Origin of the sequence: Rhizobium herbae (genome assembly GCF_019511375.1) — a bacterium.
In the GTDB taxonomy this organism is placed as follows: Bacteria; Pseudomonadota; Alphaproteobacteria; order Rhizobiales; family Rhizobiaceae; genus Pararhizobium; species Pararhizobium herbae_A.
The window spans coordinates 898,023-916,930 of the sequence record NZ_JAEUAO010000001.1 but is presented as its reverse complement, the minus strand read 5'-3'; the positions used below and the strand labels follow the sequence as shown (position 1 = coordinate 916,930).

Here is an 18,908-nt window from a genome sequence, read left to right as displayed (position 1 = left end):
GGTTGCTGCTAGAATGCCTGCCGAAAGACAGGGAGGCCAGTCATTTTTGCGGGCTTTGCTGCCGCTCGGTACCTTTCCTGAAGTGGGCGTCCCGCTGCCGGAAGACCCTGTTGAAATTGATGCTATCGTCCAAATGACGACCTGTATTGATACAAAAAATCTGCAGTTTTCATAAGTATGCCTTATGGCACGTCGCTGTCAGGCAATAGTGTTCGCGCCCCGACGGTCGCGTGGAATTCGTGGCGGCTATTTCCCCTTCCAGACCGGATCGCGTTTCTCCGAAAATGCCCGCGCGCCTTCCAGTTGGTCCTCGCTCGAGTAGAGAATGTCGACCGTCTTGAACTGGCGTTTGGTGATCTTGTTCATCGTCGTCTGGAAGTCCTCGCCTTCGGCGGCGCGGACCACTTCCTTTATCGCGGCGTAGACCAGCGGCGGGCCGCTTTCGAGCAGGCGGGCGAGTTCCCAGGCTCGGTCCATCAGCTTGCCGGCGGGCAGGATTTCGTTGACGAAGCCCCAGCGATGCGCCTCGTTGGCATCGAGCCAGCGGCCAGTCAGAAGCATGTCCATGGCGATGTGATAGGGGATGCGCTTCGGCAGCTTGATCGAGGCGGCATCGGCCACCGTGCCGGAGCGGATTTCCGGCAGCGCGAAGGTCGCGTGTTCGGCAGCGAGGATGAGATCGGTGGAAAGCGCGATCTCCAGGCCGCCGCCGCAGCAGATGCCGTTGATTGCGGCGATGATCGGCTTGTTGAGATCGCGCAGTTCCTGCATGCCGCCGAAACCGCCGACGCCGTAGTCGCCATCGACCGCGTCGCCCGCGGCAGCGGCCTTCAGGTCCCAACCCGGACAGAAGAATTTCTCTCCCTCACCGGTGATGATCGCCACACGTAATTTTGGGTCGTCGCGGAAGTCGCGAAAAAGTTCGCCCATGATCCGGCTGGTCACCAGATCGATCGCATTGGCCTTCGGCCGATCGATGGTGACTTCGAGAATGCCGCCCTCGCGGCGGGTTCTGATTGGTCCGGTCATAGGCCTCATTTCCTTCGACGGATCAGGGCGTCGGCGGCAACGGTTCCAGACCCTTGCGGCAGCACCATGATAGGATTGATATCCAGTTCTTCGAGCTTGGAAGCGTTTGCTGCGACATAGGATGCCACGGCAGCGACAGCCGCCATCAGCGCATCGATGTCGCCTTTCGGGCTGCCGCGATAGCCGTCGAGCAGCTTTTTGATTTTCAGCCCGCAAATAGCTTCGCCGATCGTCTCCGGCGTTGTCGGCAGGGCCAAAATCGCGGAATCCTCCAGCAATTCCACGAGGGTTCCACCCGCTCCGACGGTGAGCACGAGGCCAGCGACGGGATCGCGCAGCGCGCCGACGATGATTTCCGCGACGGGCCTTGCGATCATTTTTTCGACGAGATAGCCGGTGGCGAGGTTCTTCATGGCGTCTGCCGCGTCAAGCACGGATTGGCGATCGATCAGATTGAGCTTGACCGCCCCTGCTTCCGTCTTGTGGGCAACACCAAGGCCCTTGAGCACGACGGGAAAGCCCAGCTCTTCCGCTGCATCGGCGGCCTCGGCCGCGGTGGCAGCAACCCTGCCGGTCGGCACCGCGAGGCCGAACTGCGCCAGTTCGGCCTTGGCTTCACTCTCGCTAAGGGTGACTATTTCGCCTGGCAGCGGTTTCGCAGACAGAAGCGGCATGGGCGCCGGCCTTGCCCAGGCTGCGCCGATGCCTGCGGAAATCTCGGCCGCGGCCAACGCTTCATCGATGCCTGAGAACGCGACGACACCGGCTGCCATCAGCGATAGCGCCGTTTCCTCCGGCATGTTTTCGCCGAGGCTGGCGACGATGCCGGCCACGGCGCCGGTTGCCCGGGCAGAGGCGATGACGGCTTCGCAGGTGGTGTTCCAATCTGCCGCGTCGCAACGGTCCTGACGGGGAAAGTCGAGAACGACGAGATTGAGAGCATAGTCGCCCTTCATCATCGCGGTAAAGGCGGCCGTCTGCTTCTCCCGGTTGCCCCAGACGAAGGTGTGGTAGTCGAGCGGGTTGGCGATCGTGACCATGTCGCCGAGGCTTTCGCGCAGCGGCTGGCGCTGTTCGTCCTTCAGGGGGCGAAACACGGTCTTCCGCCTCACGCCGGCATCGGCCATCAACGATGCCTCGCCGCCCGAACAGCTCATTGATGAAATGTCGAGGTTTTTCAGTGGCGGGTGAAGGTGCAGCAGCTTCAGGGTTTCCAGCAGTTCCGGCAAAGTATCGACGCGGCCGATGCCGAGGCGCTTTAGCAACGCGCCGGAAACGGCGTCGTTGCCGGCAAGCGAGGCCGTGTGCGAGACGGTCGCGAGCTGCGCCTGTTCCGATTTGCCGACCTTGAGCGTGACGACAGGCTTCCTCAGTTCCCGCGCCCGCGCGGCCAGCTGTTGCAGCGCCTCGATGCTGTCGAAGCCCTCGATGTGCAGGCCAACGGCGGTGACACGAGGGTCTTCAAGGGCGGCGATAGCGAGTTCGGAAAGGCCGGTCTGCGCCTGGTTTCCGGCCGTCATGACATAGGCAAGCGGCAGGCCGCGCTTCTGCATGGAGATGTTGCAGGCGATATTCGAGGACTGGGTCAAGACAGCGACGCCCCGGTCGACGCGCTGCATGCCATGCTGGTCGGGCCAGAGCAGGGCACCGTCGAGTGCATTGATGAAACCGTAGCAGTTCGGCCCGACGATCGGCATATCGCCAGCGGCTGCGACCAGCGCGTCCTGCAGGTCGTTGCCATCGGCAAGTTCGCTGACGGCCTCGCGGAATCCGGACGCATAGCAGATTGCGCCGCCGGCGCCCCTGGCGGAAAGGTCGCGGATGATTTCGATCGTGAGCTGGCGGTTGACGCCGACGAAGCAGGCATCCGGTGCGGATGGAAGATCAGCCACGGAGCGGTAGCACCGGCGGCAGAAAATTTCGTCCTCCCGAGGGTGGACCGGCCAGATCTCGCCCTTGAACCCCATCTTGTCGCATTGCTCGATCACCCGGCGCGCCTCCTTGCCGCCGAAGACGGCGATGGATCCGGGCCGGATCAGGCGGGTGAGGGAGCGGGAGGATGTCGTCATGACGCGCCACCTCCGGCGAATACCCCCCTCTGCCCTGCCGGGCATCTCCCCCTCAAGGGGGGAGATTGATCGCGGCAGATTGCCGTGATCCTGCTCATCGTAAGTGATCGTTGCCACATGGCTTTGTCAGGTTGCTGCAGGCATCTGGCCAGCGAGGTGGGCGGGACGCTAGCCACTCGTTGATCTTCCCCCTTGAGGGGGAGATGCCCGGCAGGGCAGAGGGGGGTGAGGGCGTGTGCTGACGGCGCCATGCTCACGCTCCCAGCGGCCGGAGCAGGTCGCGGCTGATGATGTGCCGCTGGATTTCAGACGTGCCGTCCCAGATGCGCTCGACGCGGGCGTCGCGCCAGAAGCGGGCAAGCGGAAGGTCGTCCATGAGCCCCATGCCGCCGTAGATCTGGATCGCCTCATCGGTGACGCGGGCGAGCATTTCGGTGGCAAAGACCTTGGCCGAGGCGATCTCGCGGTTCGATGGCAGGCCCTGGTCGAGACGCCAGGCGGCCGACAGCGTCAAAAGGTCGGCAGCATCGATGTCGGTGATCATGTCGGCGAGCTTGAACGAAACGCCCTGGTTGGCACCGATCGGCTTGCCGAACTGCTTGCGCTCGGCCGCGTAGGAAAGGGCGTAGTCGAAGGCCCGCCGGGCGCGGCCGACCGAGGTCGCAGCGACCGTAAGGCGCGTCGCATAGAGCCAGTCATTGGCGATGTCGAAGCCCTTGTGGACTTCCCCGAGGATCTGCGACGAGGGCAGGCGACAATCGTCGAAGGTCAGGATGCAATTCTTGTAGCCACGATGTGACACGGAGTTGTAGCCGTCGCGAATGTCAAAGCCCGGCGTGCCGCGATCGACGAGGAAGCAGGTGATCTTCTTCTTCGGGCCGCGCGGCGTGTCTTCTTCGCCCGTGGCGATGAAGACGATGACGAAATCGGCGATGTCGGCATGGCTGATGAAGTGCTTGGTGCCGTTGACGATCCAGTCGCCGCCGTCCTGGCGGGCAAAACATTTCATGCCGCGGACGTCTGAGCCGGCATCCGGTTCGGTCATGGCGAGCGCATCGAATTTTTCGCCGGTGACGGCGGGGAGCAGGTATTTCTGGCGTTGCTCCGCGTTGCAGGCCATCAGGATTCCGGAGGGGCGGCCAAAGAAGACGGTCAGCGCCATCGAGCCGCGGCCGAGTTCGCGCTCGACCAGCGTGAAAGTCTGGTGATCGAGGCCGGCGCCGCCGACCTCCTCGGGCATGTTGCAGGCGAAGAAACCGAGCGCCTTGCACTTGGCCGCGATCTCCCGACCGAGTTCGCGCGGCACGAAACCAGTGCGCTCCACCTCATTCTCGTGCGGATAGATTTCGGTTTCGACGAAGCCGCGAACGGTGTCGACGATCATCTGCTGTTCTTCGGTTAGTGCGAAATCCATGTGTTCCCTCGTATTCTTATCTGGGCTTCGGCCTCCTCAGACCTGCCCCTCGCCCTCACCCTCTCCCCGCGAGTGGGGAGAGGAGGATAACGGAGCTTGCCGCTCGTCCCTTCTCCCCGTTCACGGGGAGAAGGTGGCCGATAGGCCGGATGAGGGGCAGCCCCTGTCTCGACCTTATCGTCTCTGCCCGACCGACCTCCCGACACCCTCGGGCTTCGGCAAAGTCGCATGCGCCTCAGCAATCGCCTTCACCTTGCCAATGACTTCGGGCAGTGCTGGGACGGCCTTGCTCGCCTTGCTGTCCACATGCAGCAGCATCTGCTCGGCCGTCGCGACAGGCTCGCTGGATGCCGCGTTGTAGATGGTCGAGAAGATGTGCAGGCGCTTTTCGTCATGCGACAGGATCTGGCAGGTCGAGTACAACGCGTCGCCGAGCCGGGCTTCTCCGAGATTGCGGATATGCGTTTCGACGGTGTAGTAGCTGTGGCCGTTTTTGACATAGTCGAGATCGACACCGATGAGGCGCAGCAGGCCATCGGATGTGTCGCCGAAGACCTGCAGATAGCGGTGCTCGGTCATGTGGCCGTTATAGTCGACCCAGGCGGCATTGACCTTGGTGTCGAGGATGCGAATGGGTTCGGCTTGGCCCGGATCGGCCTGCGGCTTTTCTGCGTTGGCCCAAAGCCGCTGCTCGAATTCCGCGAGCAGCTTGCCGGCACCCCAGCCCTTGCCGCCGTCGCCGCTCTTCAGCGCATGCATGATGCCGACGAGATTTTCGTCGCGGATGCGTTCCAGTTCGCGGATCGAGCGTCCGGCCGCCTGCTCATCCGACTGGGCGCCGATCTTCTCGACCAGGGCGTCGTCAAGATCGACGACATCGGTGAATTTCGTCCAGGGCCATTTCAGGCAGGGGCCGAACTGGGCAAGGAAGTGGCGCATGCCGGCTTCGCCGCCGGCGATACGGTAGGTCTCGAACAGGCCCATCTGGGCCCAGCGCATGCCGAAGGAATAGCGCATGACGTTGTCGAGCGTTTCGGTATCGCAGATATCGTCCTGGATGAGCCAGAGGGCTTCGCGCCACAGCGCTTCCAGCAGGCGGTCGCCGACGAAGGCCTCGATCTCCTTGGCGATGACGACGCCCTTCATGCCGATCTGTTCGACGGCGACGCCGGCGCGGGCGATCGTTTCCTTCGAGGTCTTCTTGCCGCCGACGAGTTCCACCAGCGGCAAGAGGTAGACGGGGTTGTAGGGATGCGCGACAAACATGCGCTCAGGGTGTTTCATTTCGGCTTGCAGGTCGGACGGCATCAGGCCGGAGGTGGAGGAGCCGATCAGCGCATCGGGGGAAGCGGCCGCGTCTATCTCGGTGAGAACGCCGCGCTTCAGCGCAAGCCGTTCCGGGACGCTTTCCTGAATCCATTCCGCGTTTTGCACCGCCTCTTCAATGCTGTTGCAAAAGGTGAGCGCGCCCTTCTTCGGCAGCGGTGCCATGGTCAGCATGGCATAGGCCCTTTCGGCATTGGCCATGACCTCGCCGATGATGCGCTTTGCCTCCGGATGCGGATCAAACATGTTGACGTCGACGCCCGCCAGAATGAAGCGCGCCGCCCAGGCCCCGCCGATAACGCCGCCGCCGATACAGGCCGCCTTGGTGATTTTGGTCATGATTTGTGCGTTCCCTCGTGAGTTCTGCATTCGCGGTTCCCCCTCATCCGGGCCCTTCGGGCCGCCTTCTCCCCGTTGGGGAGAAGAGGGAGACCGCCGATTTGTCCGTCTTGGCATCGCGCCTCAGGCGCGGTGCTGATTGCGTGCGAAGCGCGTGCCCCGCACACCCTCTTCTCCCCGGCGGGGAGAAGGTGCCCGAAGGGCGGATGAGGGGGCCGTTGCGGCAAGCTCTGCGCTATCTCTTCACCAGTTTCAGCTTTTCCCGCACTTCCGCGGGGCCGATCACCCGCGCGCCCATGCCTTCGATGACGCTCACGGCTTTTTCGACGAGCTGGCCATTGGTGGCGAGCTGACCCTTGGCGACATAAAGATTGTCCTCGAGGCCGACACGGACATTGCCGCCGGCAAGCACCGCTGCTGCCGGATAGGCAAGCGCGTTGCGGCCGATGGAGAAGGCGGAGAAGGTCCAGTTGTCCGGCACGTTGTTGACCATGGCCATGAAGGTGTTGAGGTCGTCTGGCGCGCCCCACGGGATACCCATGCAGAGCTGGATGAGAACCGGATCCTCGATCAGGCCTTCCTCGACGAGTTGCTTGGCGAACCAGAGGTGACCGGTGTCGAAGGCTTCGATTTCCGGGCGCACGCCCAGCCCCGTCATCTGGCGGGCCATTTCGCGCAGCATCGACGGCGTGTTGGTCATGACGTAGTCGCCGAGCGAGAAGTTCATCGTGCCGCAGTCGAGCGTGCAGATTTCCGGCCGGCATTCGGCGACGTGGGCGACGCGCTCGGTGGCGCCGGCCATGTCGGTGCCCCGCGGGTTGAGCGGCAGCGGGCTTTCGACATTGCCGAAGATCAGGTCGCCGCCCATGCCGGCGGTGAGGTTCAGCACCACGTCGACATCGGCCGAGCGGATACGGTCGGTCACTTCCTTGTAGAGATCGAGGCGACGGGCGGCGGCGCCCGTTTCGGGATCGCGGACATGGCAATGGGCAACTGCGGCGCCAGCCTTGGCGGCCTCGATGGCGGCATCGGCGATCTGCTTCGGCGTGATCGGCACATGCGATGATTTGGAAACGGTGTCGCCGGAGCCGGTCACGGCACAGGTGATGAAAACGTCGCGGTTCATGCTTAGCGGCATAAAAAGCCTCCCTTGTTCCTGTCGTGCATTACGAGCCAAGAATGAGTGCGCTGCTTTCCCTTTTCGGATGTGTATTATACATTTACAGAACCAAAAGCCGGAGATGGACGAATGCTTGCTCCGAGGAACGAAACTCAGCATATAGACCTGCTCGTGTTGCCTGAGACCAATCTGATCCTGGTCGCCTCGGTGATCGAACCCTTGCGCGCCGCAAACCGCATTGCCGGAAAGGCGCTCTACGACTGGGAGATCTTCAGTCCGGATGGCAAGGCGATCGAGACCAAGAGCGGCATCCCGATCCCGGTGGCTGGTCCCTTTCGGCCGCAGAAGGAAACCGCACCGCTTTTCGTCCTGTCGAGCTATAACTGGCAGGCCTATACGACGTCGCATCTGCGCATGCAGCTTTCCCAGACGGCCCGATATCGCGAAGTGATGGCCGGCATCGAGTCAGGCTCGTGGATGTTGGCCGAAACCAGCCTGCTCGACAATTATTCGGCCACGACCCACTGGGAGGATTTCGAGGATTTTACTGCCGCCTATCCGCAGATCACGATGGTGCACGAGCGCTTCGTCATCGACGGCAAACGCATCACCACCGGCGGCTCGCTGCCGACGCTCGACCTGATGCTGGAATTGATCCGTCGCCAGCACAGCTATTCGCTGGCACTGGAGGTGTCGCGGCTGTTCATCTACGAGCAGGAGCGCACGCGCGGCGACCTCCTGCAGGTGCCGGCGATCGGCAATATGCGGATTCTCGACGCACGCGTCGGCACGGCCGTCAAGCTGATGGAGGAGACGGTGGATGCGCCGCTGACGCTTACCCGTCTCGCCAGGAGGGTCGGCGTCAGCGCCCGCCATCTGCAGGACCTGTTCCAGGAAACGATGGGCGTCGCGCCGCATGCGCACTACCTGGCGCTGAGGCTTAACGCGGCGCGGCGCAAGGTCATCGAGACGCGTGCCGATTTTGCCGACATCGCCGCCGCCACGGGCTTCAATTCATCCTCGGCCTTTTCCCGCAGCTACCGGGCCCACTATCGCGAAAGTCCGAGCGAAACGCGCAGGCGCCTGAAGCTCAAGAAGTGATTCAATCCCTTCATGCGCCGATTCAGGTTGCGCTCGATTCCGGAGTCGATTCAAGGAATTGCGGCGTGGTCCGCAGGTTCCGATTCATCGAGCGCCAGCATCGTCGCCAGCATCGCTTCTCCAGCCTGCCGCGACAGCGCGTTCTTCTGCCAGACGAGGCAAAGGTTCTGCATGTAGCCAGACCCCAGCCGGCGCATCGCAGGGGCGTTTCGCACGCGCGCCGTGGAGCTTTCCGGAAGGACCGAGAGATACCCGTGGTTCATCACCAGGTTGAGGATGACGGGGATGGAATCGACCTCGGTTATCGCCAGCCGACTGCGTTCGTGTACGCCGAGCGTCTCGCCAATGAATTGTTCGGCCTGCTGACGCAGCCCGCTTTTCCGGCTGGGAACGGCGATCGGATTGGACTGTAGCAGTGCATGCAGATCCGCGCCGTGCCGGTCGAAGAGAGAAGCGTGTCCGGTCAGGGCAAGCGGCGCGCGCGAGATCAGCCTGCCTTCGAACTCCGCAGGGAAGGTTTCGAGATCAAGCAGCACGACGTCGAACCGGCGGCTTTTCAAGCCGGCGATCAACTCGTCGGCGGTGGTGCTGGAAATGAACAGCGGCTGTCGGGGATGGGTGCGGCGCCATTCCGCCGTGAGCACTGCCAGCATGCGGGCGATCTCGCTCTCCGGCCCAAGCGGCATGACCGAGCCGAGGCGCCATGTCGCGGCCGTCCGACGGAAGCGATCGCCGGATGCGCGCGAAAGTCGCTGCCAGATATCGAGCAGGCTTTCGGCGATTGGCATCGCAGCCAGACCCTCTGCCGTACAGGCGATACCCGACGGGGAACGAATGAGCAGATCATAACCGAGGTCTCGTTCAAGATCGGCCATCTGCCGGGTCAATTGCGGCTGGCCGGTGCCAGCTGTTTTGGCGCCGCCGCGTATGCTGCCGCTGCGTGCGACGCTAACGAAGCGCTCGAGCGCGGTCAGGCTGATGGATGGGACCGTGTTCAAGGGGCCGGCCGGCGAAAGCAGCAACTGGATCGCCCGGTTTGCGGCCGCAAGGTCCTGCATCCGGCTTTGCGCCTCCAGCGTTGGCACCAGGATGCCTCCCTCGCGCCTGACGAGCGGTACGGCAATTGCGGCTTCGAAACGCTTCAACGCGGCGCTGACGCTTGAGACCGGTCGGTTACCGGCCTTCGCCGCGCGGCGAATTCCTTTTTCCTCGAGGATCGCATGAACGAGGGACAGAGTGGCGATATCCATGGCCGGTGTGTCTCGGTTGAAGAATGCGCGGGATGAAAGCGGGTGTTCGGTTCTTCCTATCTCATGTTCGGTTTTTGGGATATATCGCATTCGAGGAGATTGGGCATAGCATATGCGGCATCAAACGTGAGTCAAAGCATGCACGCATCGGTGAGAACCATCGTCCTGACTGGTAATCCGCTCGACTTCGCCGCACTGGCGAAGATCGGGTCGGGGCTCTATGTGCCGATGGTGGCCGAGCAGTCTTTCGCGCGGGTGGACGCGGCGCATGCTGTGATTGCCGATCGTCTCGCCATGGGTTTGCCGGTCTATGGCGCAAACACCGGCGTCGGCTCGATGAAGGACCGTTTATGGACCGTCGATGACCTCGTCGAATTCAACGCCGCGCTCGTCAAGGCCCACCATTTCGGCACGGGCGAACTGTTTTCTGCGGCCATCGTCCGCAAGGCCATCGCCATCCGCATCAATACGGCACTTGGTGGCCATACCGGCTGTAGCGTCGAACTCATCAAGGCATTCCTTGACCTTTTGGAACGGGGCGTCGTCCCCGCCGTCCATCGGCATGGTTCGATCGGTTGCGCCGATATCGGCCTGATGGGGCAGGTGGCCTCCGTTTTGACCGGGACCGGCGAGGCATTTTTCCGTGGCGAGTTGCTGCCCGCCTCCGAAGCGCTCAGCCGCGCCGGGCTTGAACCCTTCATCATGCAGCCCCGTGATGCGCTGGCTTCGCTGAGTGTCAATGCCACGGCTTTTGCAGCGGCGGCCGACGTCTTGCGCGAGGCGGCTTCCGCCGTTCGGGTTGCGATGGCGACCGGCTTGATGTCGTCCCTGTCATTGGGGGCTTCCGCCGATCCGTGGCGGGTTGCCGCGACGCTTTCGACGCGCGGCGAAGCCTTGGTCGGCTCCTGGCTATACGGCCAATCGAACGTCGTGGACTGGCCATTGCCGACGGCGATTCACGACCCCTTGAGCCTGCGCATGACTGCGCAGGTGTTCGGGGCGGTTGTCGATACACTGCTCGTCGCGGCCGAGCGGCTGGTCGATGCAACCTATTTGTCCGACGACAATCCGGTGGTGCTTGGCGGCCAGGTGCATTCCTCGGGTGCCTCGCTGCCGCTGACGACCACGCTTTATATCGAGACGGCGCAGATCGCCTTTTCTCATGTGGCGCGCAACATGCTGAACCGTTGCATCCTGCTCTCGAACGGCGTGCGGCGAAACCTGCCGATCAATCTGGTCGCCCCCGGCGAGGTGGCGAGCGGTCTCGGTCCGCTGATGAAACTGGTGGTCGAGCTCTATATGCGCGTCCAGTCGATGGCCGTGCCGCTGTCGGCGCAGTCGATCGTCGTTGCCGGTGGTCTCGAAGAGGAAGCGACCTTCCTGCCGCTGATCGTCGAGCGCATGGAGACGCAAGTGCGCGATCTGCGCCAGATGGCGGCGATCGAGGCACTGCTGTCGGCACAGGCGATCGATCTGCTCGGTGACAAGCCTCAAGGCGTGACGCAGGTCGCCTATGATCGCGTTCGCACGCTGAGCACGATCTACCTGAAGGATCGCCCCCTCTCGAAGGAGATCGAGGCCCTGCACCGCGAGTTTGCGTCAGAGGACTTGCTGCACACCCTTGTCGAAATGGCGCCGATGCCGGAGTTCGATGATTTCTTCGCGCTCGGCAGATGAAAGGGAATTGAGATGTCAGATTTCGACCTCGTTCTCAAAGGCACGGTGGTGCTTGCCGACCGCGTCGTCGAGGGCGGACATGTGGCGGTGCGTGACGGCAAAATCGCCTTTGTCGGACAAGGCGCGATGCCCGCCGCGCGCGAACGCCATGATCTCGGGCAGGCACTGATCCTGCCCGGCGCAATCGATGCGCAGGTGCATTCGCTGAGCCAGAGGGATCAGGAGGATTTCATCTGGTCGACACGCTCTGCCGCTGCCGGTGGCGTGACGACGATCGTCGACATGCCCTATGACGAGGGCAATCTCGTCTGCTCGGCGGAGGCGGTGAAGCGCAAGATCGACCATGCCGGTGCGCAGGCGCGCGTCGATCTTGCGCTTTACGGCACGATCGATCCGGAGGAAGGCCCGGCGAGAATTGGCGAAATGGTCGAGGCCGGCGTCGCCGCCTTCAAGTTCTCGACTTTCGGCACGGATCCGAAGCGCTTTCCGCGCATTCCCGCCGGGTTGCTGGAAGATTGCTTTCGCGCCATCGCGCCGACCGGGCTCGCGGCAGGCGTCCATAACGAGGATGACGAAGCGGTGCGGGCGGCGATCGCCAAGGTCAAGGCAGCCGGGATTACCGACTACCGGGCGCACGGCCTGTCGCGACCGCCGCTGACCGAACTGCTCGCCACCAATCAGATCTATGAGACGGGGGCCGCGACGGGCTGCCCGGCCCATGTGGTGCATTGTTCGGTCGGCCGCGGCTACGAGATCGCTGCCGCCTACCGGGCGCAAGGATACCGCGCGACGATCGAGTGCTGCATTCACTATCTCGTCCTCGACGAGGAGAACGACGTAAAACGGCTTGGCGGCAAGGCGAAGATCAATCCGCCGATCCGGCCGCGCGCCGAGGTGGAAAAGCTCTGGCGGCATGTGGCCGATGGCACGGTGACGCTGGTCTCGACCGACCACGTCAGCTGGTCGGAAAACCGCAAGACCAATCCGGATATGCTGGCCAATGCCTCCGGCGTGCCGGGGCTGGAAGTGATGGTCCCGCTGTTCGTCAAGGGCGCGCTGGAGCGTGGCATTCCGCTGACCCGTGCAGCGGAATTGATGGCGCTCAATCCCGCCCGGCATTTCCGGCTCGATCATTGCAAGGGAGCTCTTCAGGTCGGCAAGGATGCAGATATCGCCGTGCTGACGCCGGAACCCTACACCTACGACGCGGCGGCAAGCGGCAACAACGTCGTCGGCTGGTCGCCGTATAACGGCATTCGGCTCCCATGGCGCGTGGCTGCCACCTACAATCGCGGCACGCTTGTCTTTGACGGAAAGTCCGTACTCGCCGCACCCGGCTCCGGTATGTTCGTCCGGCCGCTGCGGAGCTTGCCGTTGCGCGAGGCCGTGTAATGGCCGTAATCGAAACCAATCTGCCGGTCGATGCCCGCCGCATCGCCGACATCATCAAGGGGCTGGCGCGGATCACCGAACCGGACCGACCCTATACGCGGCGCGCCTTCACTCCGCTCTTTCTGGAGGGGCGCGCCTTTCTGGAGCAGCGCTTCAAAGCCGCCGGTCTCGAAACACGGATCGACGCGTCCGGCAATCTCATTGGCCGCCGGAAAGGGCGCAAGTCGGGCCTCGGCACGATCATGCTCGGCTCGCATTCGGACACAGTGCCGGAAGGCGGGCGGTTCGACGGCATCGCCGGCGTGGCAGCAGCGCTTGAAGTCGCGCAAGCGCTGAGCGATGCCGGCATCCGGCTCGACCACGATCTTGAGGTCGTCGATTTCCTGGCCGAAGAAGTCTCGGTGTTCGGGGTTTCCTGCATCGGCAGCCGCGGCATGGCGGGGCTGATCCCCGACGAATGGCTGAGCCGCGCTCATGGCGAATTGACGCTGCTCCAAGGCATAATCGACGCCGGCGGCGACCCGTCTCGGTTGGCCCAGCAGAAACGATCGGACATCAAGGCATTTCTGGAACTGCATATCGAGCAGGGGCCGGTGCTCGAAGCCGAACGCTGCGACGTGGGAATCGTGACCGCCATCGCCGGTGTCAGCCGGATCGAAATCCTGTTCGAGGGCCAGGCCGATCATGCCGGCACGACGCCGATGGGGCGCAGGCGCGACGCGCTGACGGCGGCGGCCAGGATGGTCGGGGACGTCGCACGCCTCGGAACGGAATTTTCCAAGGGCGGGGGGCATTTCACCGCGACCGTCGGCGAATTTTCGATCGAGCCGAACGCGGCCAATGTCGTGCCGTCCCGAGCCCGGCTTTTGATCGATGCGCGGGCGGAACTGCGGTCCGACATGGAGCGCTTCATTGCCGAGATCGACCAGCTTGCCGTCGATATCCAGCGCGATACCGGCGTATCAATCGCCTCACCGAAGCTGATCTCTGACAATTTCCCGACCCCCGCCGATCCGCTGGTGCTGCGCAATATGGAAGCGGCCTGCGACCGTGTCGGCGCAAGACATCGCCGCATGGCCTCCGGTGCCGGTCACGACACGGCCTGGATGGCGCGGATTTCAAGGGCGGCGATGATCTTTATCGCCTGCCGCGACGGCCGATCGCACACGCCGGACGAATGGGCCGACAATGACGACATCACGCTCGGTGCGGCGGTCCTGTTCGAGGCCGTCAGGAAACTCGACGTGGATTTACAGGGAACGCGCTGATGGGCCGGATACTCACAGAAAAGGACGTCGAGGCGGCGGTCAAGGGTGGCTCGGTCTATGCGGCCGGCGGCGGCGGATGGGCCGATCACGGCCGCATGCTCGGCTATGCGGCGGTGTCGATCGGCAAGCCGGAGCTGGTCTCGATCGATGAACTCGACGTGAACGACTGGGTGGCGACCGCCGCTGCGATCGGTGCGCCGGCCTCGACCACGCCCTGGGAAATGCGCGGCGTGGATTATGTCAAGGCGGTGCAACTGCTGCAGGAGGCGCTGGGCGAAAAGATCGCCGGTCTGATCGTCGGCCAGAACGGCAAGTCGTCGACGCTGAACGGCTGGCTGCCTTCGGCGATCCTCGGCACCAAGGTCGTCGATGCCGTCGGCGATATCCGCGCGCATCCGACCGGCGACATGGGATCGATCGGTCTTGCCGGCTCGCCCGAGCCGATGATCCAGACGGCCGTCGGCGGCAATCGCGAGGAAAACCGCTATATCGAACTTGTCGTACGCGGCGCGACAGCCAAGGTTTCGCCGATCCTGCGCACTGCCTCAGACATGTCGGGCGGCTTCATCGCGTCGGCGCGAAATCCTGTGCGGGCGTCCTACGTCAAGGCCAATGCAGCGCTCGGGGGCATCTCGCTCGCCTTGACTCTGGGTGAGGCGATCATCGCTGCGGAAGCCAGGGGCGGCAGTGCCGTCATCGATGCGATCGTCAAGACGACAAACGGCGCGATCCTCGCGGAAGGAACGATCACCGACAAGTCGGTCGCCTACACCAGGGAAGCCTTCGATATCGGCACGGTGACGCTCGGGAAGGGCGATGACTCTACGGTACTCCACATCATGAACGAATATATGGCGGTGGAGAATGCCGGCGGTGCGCGGCTGGCAACCTTCCCGGACGTGATCACGACGTTGTCGCCGGATGGCGAACCCTTGAGCGTCGGTCAGTTGCAGGTCGGCATGAAGATCTTCGTGCTGCATGTGCCGAAGAAGGTCATCCCGCTAGCCTCCAGCGTGCTTGATCCATCCGTCTATCCGCCGGTGGAGAAGGCGATGGGCATCGACATCGCGCACTACGCCCTGTCCGGCCAGATATAGGAGAATGTGCAATGGCGCGCGACGCGGGTCTCGAGGAACTGATCAGGCAGGAGCTTGGCGAACGGCCCGGACTTTCCGAGAAGCCGATGTTCGGCGGTCTTGCCTTCCTCCTCGATGGCAATCTTCTTTGCGGCGCGCGCAACGACGGCATGCTTGTGCGGCTCGGCAAGGGCAATGACGGCTGGGCACTGGCACACCCCGGCATCGAACTCATGGTGATGGGGGATCGTCCGATGAATGGCTGGGTGCGCGCTGGCCCGGCGGCTTTCGGCGACGACGCCCTGCGCAAGCGCCTGCTCGATGCGGCGCTCGCCCATGTTCTTTCGCTGCCGGCGAAGTGACTGCCGCTAGCGCTCTCCACGGAGTGGCGTGGAGAGCCACATGACTGCAGATTGAGAAGGAAGCCGACAATGCCCAAAGCCAACCCACGTCACCCGAACTTTCCCATCCCCGGTGGCCCCGAACTGCGCGCCAAGGGCTGGCGGCAGGAGGCGTTGCTGCGGCTTCTGGAAAACGTGCTGTCGGTCGGCGAGGATCCGGACAATCTGATCGTCTATGCCGCGCTCGGCAAGGCCGCACGCAACTGGGCCGCCCACAAGGCGATCGTCAAGGCGCTGATCGAAATGGACGAGGATCAGACGCTGGTTATCCAGTCCGGCAAGCCGGTTGGGCTCTTGAAGACCCATGCGAAGGCGCCGCTCGTCATCATGGCCAATTGCAACATCGTCGGCCAATGGGCGAAGGCCGAGGTGTTTTATGAACTGGAGCGGCAGGGGCTGATTTGCTGGGGCGGGCTGACGGCGGGTGCCTGGCAATATATCGGCAGCCAGGGCGTCATCCAGGGCACCTATGAAATCTTCATGCGCATCGCCGAAAACCGGTTCGGCGGCGATCTCGCCGGCCGCTTCATCCTGACCGCCGGTCTCGGCGGCATGGGCGGCGCTCAGCCGCTGGCCGGCCGGATGGCTGGCGCGGCGATCCTCTGCATCGACATCGACCCCGTGAGGGCCGAAAAGCGCAAGGCGGTCGGCTATCTCGAACATGTCGCGCCGGATCTTGATACGGCGCTCGCGATGATCGGTGAGGCGGTCAAGGAGAAGCGGGCCACCTCGATCGGCCTCGTCGGCAATGCAGCAGCCCTCTATCCGGAAATCGCCAGACGCGGCATCGTCCCCGACATAGTCACCGACCAGACATCCGCCCACGACCTCGTCTACGGCTACGTGCCGAAGGGCATGAGCCTCGACGAGGTGAAGCGCCTGCGGGTCGAGGGGCAGGGGCAACTGATGGCCGCCAGCCGCGCCTCGATCGTCGATCACGTCAAGGCCATGCTGGAATTTCAGGCGCGGGGCGCGGAGGTTTTCGACAACGGCAACCTGATCCGGACGCAGGCGCGTGAGGGCGGTGTTGCGAACGCTTTCGACATCCGCATCTTCACCGAAGCCTACCTGCGCCCGCTGTTTGCCCGCGCCATCGGCCCGTTTCGCTGGATGGCGCTGTCGGGCGAGGAGAGCGACATTGCCCGCATCGACGACCTGCTCCTCACGATGTTCCCGGACAACAAGATCGTTACCAACTGGATCCGCTTGGCAAGGGAAAACGTGCCCTTCGAAGGCCTGCCCGCCCGCATCGCCTGGCTCGGTCATGGTGAACGCACCGAACTGGCGCTTGCTGTCAACGCGCTGGTGGCATCCGGCGAGCTCAAGGGCCCGATCGCCTTCTCCCGCGATCACCTCGACGCCGGCGCGATGGCCCATCCCAACATCATGACGGAGCGGATGAAGGACGGATCGGATGCCATCGCCGACTGGCCGTTGCTCGATGCGATGCTGCTCTGCTCCTCCATGGCCGACCTCGTCGTCGTCCATTCGGGCGGCGGTGGTTACGCTGGCTATATGACCAGCTGCGGCGTGACTGTCGTGGCTGACGGCACGGAGAGCGGAGCGGAAAGGTTGAGCCACGCGCTGACGAATGATACGTCGCTCGGTGTCATCCGCTATGCGGATGCGGGCTATGAAGCGTCGCTGGACGAGATCGAGAAGAAGGGGATCGGGTATATCGGCTTGGCGTAGCGCGAGAACAGTCTGGCCGGTCGTCGCGCCTTGGCAATGAACATGCCAGGCGTTAGCATGTCCGCCTGGAGGACACGGCCATGACGTCGAGTTTCAATGTCCACAGTGCGGCGGGCTATGAGCAACTCATGGGGCGCTGGAGCCGGCAACTCGCGCCTCTACTGATCGACTTTGCAGGCCTGGCGGATGGCGAACGCGTCCTCGACGTCGGGTGCGGGACCGGCAGCCTGACATTTGCGCTGCCGCAAGCCGCCAATGTCAGAGAGATCGCGGCGATCGACTATTCGCCTGTCTTTGTCGCCGAAGCGAACCGACGCAACGCCGATCCGCGGATCACTATCCAGCAAGCCGATGCGTGCGCCCTTCCGTTTCCGGACGGTTACTTCGATCGGGCGCTTTCGCTTCTGGTTCTGCACTTCGTACCCGAGGCGGGAAAGGCGGTCTCCGAAATGCGGCGCGTCGTGCGGCCGGGCGGAGTGGTCGCAGCCGCGGTCTGGGACCATCTTGGCGGTATGCCGGGCATGCGGATGATGGTCGACACAGTGGCCATGCTGGACGAAAACGCGCGCCAATTGCGGAGGTCGTATTGTTTCCAGCCGATGATGCGGCCGGGCGAAATGAAGCAGAGCTTCATCGAAAACGGGCTGCTGGAGGTGGAGCAGGCATCGCTGGTGATCCGCATGGACTACCAATCGTTTGACGATTACTGGGAGCCCATCGCCGCCGGCGAGGGGCCTTTGGGCAAGTATGTCGCTGCCCTGGCCCCTGCGCGGCGCACAGCAATTGATGCCGCTGTGCGTGACGCCTATGAGGCGGGCGAGCCCGATGGACCAAGGTCATTTGCAGCCGTTGCCTGGGCCTGTCGGGGCATCGTCCCCTCCGCCTGAAGGGCCGTCTTTCGGGACGACCACCGCGCCGCGTCGCGATGGGTTGCGGCGCGGTATCCGTTGTGGACGCCGCGCCGCCACCCATCAGGTGTTTGCGAGCGCCAGCTGGGCGCGCGCCTGCAGGATCTGCGAGCAGGCGTTGGCGGCTTCCACACCCTTGATGACGAAGTGATCGCGGAAAAAGCGGATATGGGCTTCCGATTCCTGGAAATTGTGCGGCGTGAGGACGGTGGACAGGACGGGTACGCCGGTGTCGAGCTGTACCCGCATCATGCCGTCAAGAACAGTGCCGGCGACGAAATCGTGGCGGTAGATGCCGCCGTCGACGACGAATGCCGAGCCGATGATCGCCGAGAAGCGGCCGGTTTTGGCGAGCGTCTGCGCATGCAGCGGAATTTCGAGCGCGCCGGGCACATCGAAGATTTCGACGTCCGAGTGCTTGCCGCCAAGCTTTTCCCAATGGGCGACGAAGGAATTGACGCATTGATCGACGATATCGGCGTGCCAGCGCGCACGGATGATGGCGATCTTCTGGGTGGGGTGGGAAGCGATTGTCATGTCAGTCTGGCCTTTCAAGGGTTGAGCCATTTTTCAATGATCCCCTTGGGCGAACACGCAGACACGGTGATCCCTTGGAAGGAAACCCCGATCTGCTTGCTCTCTTTCATCCGGACTTTAACCGTCGGCTCCGGAATTCAACCGGATCTGCTGACCTTCATACGGACGTATGAAGCGCTCGCGGGCTCCGGGAATTTCGTCCCGTTACCGCCGGTGGGGAGTTTCACCCCGCCCTGAGAACGTGCGAGACCGACTATAAGGACTGGCTGGCGGGCGTCAAACGCAGGGTGCGACGCGTGCGACGAAAAA

Annotated in this window: 16 protein-coding genes and 1 riboswitch; of the genes, 9 read left to right on the top strand and 7 right to left on the bottom strand. The window is 63.4% G+C overall.

Annotated features, from left to right (window positions below; translation table 11 throughout):
• Positions 1–13: 13 nt before the first annotated feature.
• Positions 14–175: a hypothetical protein gene (locus JNB71_RS04485; RefSeq protein WP_220370609.1), complete on the top strand. Its 162-nt coding sequence runs from the start codon at positions 14–16 to the stop codon at positions 173–175.
• Positions 176–246: 71 nt separating this feature from the next.
• On the opposite strand, the gene JNB71_RS04480 is transcribed toward JNB71_RS04485, so the two are convergent.
• From JNB71_RS04480 to JNB71_RS04460, 5 genes are all read right to left on the bottom strand, one after another.
• Entirely contained in the window at positions 247–1,029 is a 783-nt protein-coding gene (locus JNB71_RS04480) for a carnitinyl-CoA dehydratase (protein WP_220370608.1), read from the bottom strand.
• A 5-nt stretch (positions 1,030–1,034) separates the two neighbouring features.
• Positions 1,035–3,098, bottom strand: a complete 2,064-nt coding sequence (locus tag JNB71_RS04475) for an acetate--CoA ligase family protein (protein ID WP_220370607.1) — start codon at positions 3,096–3,098, stop codon at positions 1,035–1,037.
• A gap of 253 nt (positions 3,099–3,351) precedes the next feature.
• A complete protein-coding gene (locus JNB71_RS04470) occupies positions 3,352–4,512 on the bottom strand; it encodes an acyl-CoA dehydrogenase family protein (RefSeq protein ID WP_220370606.1) in 1,161 nt (386 codons plus the stop codon).
• Between the two features lie 174 nt (positions 4,513–4,686).
• Entirely contained in the window at positions 4,687–6,177 is a 1,491-nt protein-coding gene (locus tag JNB71_RS04465) for a carnitine 3-dehydrogenase (RefSeq protein ID WP_220370605.1), read from the bottom strand.
• A gap of 235 nt (positions 6,178–6,412) precedes the next feature.
• A complete protein-coding gene (locus JNB71_RS04460; protein WP_220370604.1) occupies positions 6,413–7,315 on the bottom strand; it encodes a 3-keto-5-aminohexanoate cleavage protein in 903 nt (300 codons plus the stop codon).
• Positions 7,316–7,426: 111 nt separating this feature from the next.
• Here JNB71_RS04460 and JNB71_RS04455 point away from each other — a divergent pair, with 111 nt between their 5' ends.
• Positions 7,427–8,398, top strand: a complete 972-nt coding sequence (locus JNB71_RS04455) for a GlxA family transcriptional regulator (protein ID WP_220370603.1) — start codon at positions 7,427–7,429, stop codon at positions 8,396–8,398.
• A gap of 50 nt (positions 8,399–8,448) precedes the next feature.
• Here the strand turns inward: JNB71_RS04455 and JNB71_RS04450 are convergent, their stop codons facing one another.
• Positions 8,449–9,648: a LysR family transcriptional regulator gene (locus JNB71_RS04450; protein ID WP_220370602.1), complete on the bottom strand. Its 1,200-nt coding sequence runs from the start codon at positions 9,646–9,648 to the stop codon at positions 8,449–8,451.
• A 138-nt stretch (positions 9,649–9,786) separates the two neighbouring features.
• Between JNB71_RS04450 and JNB71_RS04445 the strand changes: the two genes are divergently transcribed.
• The 7 genes from JNB71_RS04445 to JNB71_RS04415 all read left to right on the top strand — a co-directional run bounded on the left by JNB71_RS04445 (position 9,787) and on the right by JNB71_RS04415 (position 18,041).
• On the top strand, positions 9,787–11,325 hold the full coding sequence (locus tag JNB71_RS04445) for an aromatic amino acid lyase (protein ID WP_220370601.1): 1,539 nt from the start codon (positions 9,787–9,789) through the stop codon (positions 11,323–11,325).
• A gap of 12 nt (positions 11,326–11,337) precedes the next feature.
• Positions 11,338–12,717 (top strand): dihydroorotase, encoded by a 1,380-nt coding sequence (locus JNB71_RS04440; protein WP_220370600.1) that lies wholly within the window; start codon positions 11,338–11,340, stop codon positions 12,715–12,717.
• A complete protein-coding gene (locus JNB71_RS04435; RefSeq protein ID WP_222857152.1) occupies positions 12,717–13,985 on the top strand; it encodes a Zn-dependent hydrolase in 1,269 nt (422 codons plus the stop codon). The genes JNB71_RS04440 and JNB71_RS04435 overlap by 1 nt, the downstream gene beginning before the upstream one ends.
• Complete coding sequence (locus tag JNB71_RS04430; RefSeq protein ID WP_220370599.1) at positions 13,985–15,082, top strand: DUF917 domain-containing protein; 1,098 nt, start codon at positions 13,985–13,987, stop codon at positions 15,080–15,082. Before JNB71_RS04435 ends, JNB71_RS04430 begins: the two co-directional genes overlap by 1 nt.
• 11 nt (positions 15,083–15,093) lie before the next feature.
• Positions 15,094–15,423, top strand: coding sequence for a TfoX/Sxy family protein (locus JNB71_RS04425; RefSeq protein WP_220370598.1), 330 nt, complete (start codon positions 15,094–15,096; stop codon positions 15,421–15,423).
• 69 nt (positions 15,424–15,492) lie between these two features.
• Positions 15,493–17,154 carry a urocanate hydratase gene (locus JNB71_RS04420; RefSeq protein ID WP_220370597.1) on the top strand — a complete coding sequence of 554 codons (1,662 nt, stop codon included), beginning with the start codon at positions 15,493–15,495 and terminating at the stop codon, positions 17,152–17,154.
• An 80-nt stretch (positions 17,155–17,234) separates the two neighbouring features.
• Positions 17,235–18,041, top strand: a complete 807-nt coding sequence (locus tag JNB71_RS04415; protein ID WP_220370596.1) for a class I SAM-dependent methyltransferase — start codon at positions 17,235–17,237, stop codon at positions 18,039–18,041.
• A gap of 84 nt (positions 18,042–18,125) precedes the next feature.
• Here the strand turns inward: JNB71_RS04415 and JNB71_RS04410 are convergent, their stop codons facing one another.
• A complete protein-coding gene (locus JNB71_RS04410) occupies positions 18,126–18,599 on the bottom strand; it encodes a 6,7-dimethyl-8-ribityllumazine synthase (protein ID WP_220370595.1) in 474 nt (157 codons plus the stop codon).
• Between the two features lie 94 nt (positions 18,600–18,693).
• Positions 18,694–18,844: riboswitch (FMN riboswitch) on the bottom strand.
• Positions 18,845–18,908 lie beyond the last annotated feature (64 nt).

Bases quoted from the DNA above. Each gene is read 5' to 3' on its own strand.
- JNB71_RS04485 (WP_220370609.1), top strand. From the start codon at position 14: ATGCCTGCCGAAAGACAGGGAGGCCAGTCATTTTTGCGGGCTTTGCTG.
- JNB71_RS04480 (WP_220370608.1), bottom strand. From the start codon at position 1,029: ATGACCGGACCAATCAGAACCCGCCGCGAGGGCGGCATTCTCGAAGTC.
- JNB71_RS04475 (WP_220370607.1), bottom strand. From the start codon at position 3,098: ATGACGACATCCTCCCGCTCCCTCACCCGCCTGATCCGGCCCGGATCC.
- JNB71_RS04470 (WP_220370606.1), bottom strand. From the start codon at position 4,512: ATGGATTTCGCACTAACCGAAGAACAGCAGATGATCGTCGACACCGTT.
- JNB71_RS04465 (WP_220370605.1), bottom strand. From the start codon at position 6,177: ATGACCAAAATCACCAAGGCGGCCTGTATCGGCGGCGGCGTTATCGGC.
- JNB71_RS04460 (WP_220370604.1), bottom strand. From the start codon at position 7,315: ATGCCGCTAAGCATGAACCGCGACGTTTTCATCACCTGTGCCGTGACC.
- JNB71_RS04455 (WP_220370603.1), top strand. From the start codon at position 7,427: ATGCTTGCTCCGAGGAACGAAACTCAGCATATAGACCTGCTCGTGTTG.
- JNB71_RS04450 (WP_220370602.1), bottom strand. From the start codon at position 9,648: ATGGATATCGCCACTCTGTCCCTCGTTCATGCGATCCTCGAGGAAAAA.
- JNB71_RS04445 (WP_220370601.1), top strand. From the start codon at position 9,787: ATGCACGCATCGGTGAGAACCATCGTCCTGACTGGTAATCCGCTCGAC.
- JNB71_RS04440 (WP_220370600.1), top strand. From the start codon at position 11,338: ATGTCAGATTTCGACCTCGTTCTCAAAGGCACGGTGGTGCTTGCCGAC.
- JNB71_RS04435 (WP_222857152.1), top strand. From the start codon at position 12,717: ATGGCCGTAATCGAAACCAATCTGCCGGTCGATGCCCGCCGCATCGCC.
- JNB71_RS04430 (WP_220370599.1), top strand. From the start codon at position 13,985: ATGGGCCGGATACTCACAGAAAAGGACGTCGAGGCGGCGGTCAAGGGT.
- JNB71_RS04425 (WP_220370598.1), top strand. From the start codon at position 15,094: ATGGCGCGCGACGCGGGTCTCGAGGAACTGATCAGGCAGGAGCTTGGC.
- JNB71_RS04420 (WP_220370597.1), top strand. From the start codon at position 15,493: ATGCCCAAAGCCAACCCACGTCACCCGAACTTTCCCATCCCCGGTGGC.
- JNB71_RS04415 (WP_220370596.1), top strand. From the start codon at position 17,235: ATGACGTCGAGTTTCAATGTCCACAGTGCGGCGGGCTATGAGCAACTC.
- JNB71_RS04410 (WP_220370595.1), bottom strand. From the start codon at position 18,599: ATGACAATCGCTTCCCACCCCACCCAGAAGATCGCCATCATCCGTGCG.